Genomic DNA, 2,351 nt, shown 5'->3' on the forward strand with positions numbered 1-2,351 from the left:
CCGCCGCTGCCGCGTCGCGTGTGCCGCGTGTGCCGCGTCTGCTGGTGATGATGACGGACCGTCCAGCCGAGTTGTCCGCCGTCCATGCCTTCGAGGCGGTCTACGACCGGGTCGTACGGGTCAGCGCCGCCGATGCCTTCGCGCGGCGAGGCGACGATGTCTTCGAGGTCGATCCGGCCGATCCCGTATCGCTGAGTCTCCTGCTCGACGCGGTGACGGAAGCGGGCACGGGGACACGGACAGAGGTGGCGCGGCAGGACATCGACTGGCTGCACGCGCTGCCGCTGGCCGTCGACGGACCAGTCGGTCCCGGCTCGATGGCTCGCGCCCGCTGGGCGTGCCTGGACACAACGGCCGCGCTGGTGCAGGCGGTGGCCGACAACTCGGGAAGAGTGTGGCTGCGGCCCTGGTGGCTGTCGTACCGGGCCAGACCGGTCGACGGCTCCGTACAGCGCCCGGAACTGGGCCTGCTGGCCGGGATCAGCGAAGTGGCCCCGCAGGAAGGCCCGTTGGACGGCCACTGGCTGGACCTTCCCGGCGTCGGTCTCGCCGACTGGGCGCCCGCGCTGGCAGCGTTGATGGCCACCACCGATACGGATACCGACACCGACGCCGCCAACGGTTCTGCGGCTGGGCTGCCGAGACAGCTTGCGCTGCGGCACGGGTTCTGGTGGGAGCAGATCACACTGCCGGTGTCCTCGGCCGGTGTCTCCGCCTCGCCGCTGCCCACCGGGGACGGAGTCCATCTGGTGCTGGGCGGTACGGGCGGTATCGGCTCCGGTGCCGCCGCCTGGCTGCTGGAGCGGACCGACGGCCGGGTGCTGCTGCTGGCTAGACGAGCGCGGCTCCCGGAGGAGCTGGCGCCCTGGGCCGACCGGATCGAACTGATCGAGGCGGATCTGGCCGAGTCACCGCCCGAAGAGGTCATGTCCCGGATCGCCCGTCTGACTTCGCGGCTCGACAGTGTGATCCACGCGGCCGGTGTGGCGGCCGGCGGTCTGATCGTCCGGCGTGACGCCCTCACGATGCGGGAGGCGACGGCCGCCAAGCTGGGCGGCGCACTGCTGGTCGAGCGGCTGATCGAGCGGTACCGGCCGACGGTCGCGGTCTACTGTTCGTCGATGTCGGCGCTGTTCGGCGGTGTCGGACAGTTCGACTACGCGGCTGCCAACGGCCTTCTCGACGGTTTCGCCCACCACCGGTCCCGCGACACCGGGACCACGGTCGCCGAGGCGGACGACGAGACCACCGTACGGATCGGTATCAGCTGGGACGTATGGCGCGAGTCCGGTATGGCCGTGCGCGCGCTGCGGACGGACGCCCGTCATCAGGCGCATCTCGCCGTGGGCCTGACCGTGGACGAGGGCAAGCGGCTGTTCGGCCGGGCCCTCGGGCTCCGGTTGCCACAGCTCCTCGTCTCGACCACCGCCCTGGACGAGTCCCGGGCCTTCTACGCCGGGTCCGTCCCGGTGTCGGAGGAGACCACGACCGCTGCCGGGACCGCGACTCCGGGAGAGGTCACGACCGAAGGCAGGGCCGTGGTTCCGCGGGCTGCCGCCACCACCGGCACCGGCTCGGCGACCGAGCGTCTCACCGACTGGCTCCGCGCCTGGCTCGGCGTGGACCGTCTCGACCCGGACATCCCGCTCTACGATCTGGGCGCCGACTCGCTGACCATGCTGGATCTGATCAGCGAGGTGAAACGGCACTTCGATGTCGAACTCGAACTGTCCTGGCTCAGCCACCGTGTCTCGCTCACCGAGATCCTCACGCGGCTCGGCGCGACGCCTCACACCGGACCGGCGGCGGGTTCAGCGGCGGGGTCAGCGGCAACCGAGGGCGACATTCCGCTGGAGGTCTGGCAGGAGGGCACCGGGCACGATGTGCTGTGTCTGGTGCACCCGGTCGGCGGCGACATCCAGTCGTACCGGTCACTGGTGTCGGCGCTCGACTCACGCCTGACCGTCTGCCTCATCGCCGATCCCGGACTGCGGACTCCCGGACCAGGGACTTCCGGACCGCCGACCTGGACGCTGGCCGAGCGAGCCCGGCGCTACCACACCGCCCTGCGCGCCCGCTTCCCCGACGAAACCTGGCACCGGCAACTGGCCGGATGGTCGTTCGGCGCCTGGGTGGCCATGGAGATGGCCGCAGAGGCGGAGGCGGCGGGCCGGCCCGCGGACGCGCTCCATCTGCTCGATCCACCGCCGCCCGGCTCCGGCGCGCTCTTCGGAACGTACGACGAGAGCCAGTTCGAGGCGGTGTTCGCCAACGAGCTGGGCCACTACGGTCAGGCGTCGGCCGGTGAGGCGGCGCGGGCCTACGCGGAACGGCTCGCCCGGTGCTGCCGG

Annotated in this window: 1 protein-coding gene; it reads left to right on the forward strand. The window is 71.5% G+C overall.

Translation table 11 applies throughout. The annotated features are described in order from the left end of the window. Positions 1 to 50: 50 nt before the first annotated feature. Positions 51 to 2,351 (forward strand): SDR family NAD(P)-dependent oxidoreductase (locus GA0115259_RS08590; protein WP_237539857.1); only part of this gene is annotated, 2,301 nt, incomplete at its 3' end.

The organism is Streptomyces sp. MnatMP-M17, from assembly GCF_900091995.1.
GTDB lineage: Bacteria > Actinomycetota > Actinomycetes > Streptomycetales > Streptomycetaceae > Streptomyces.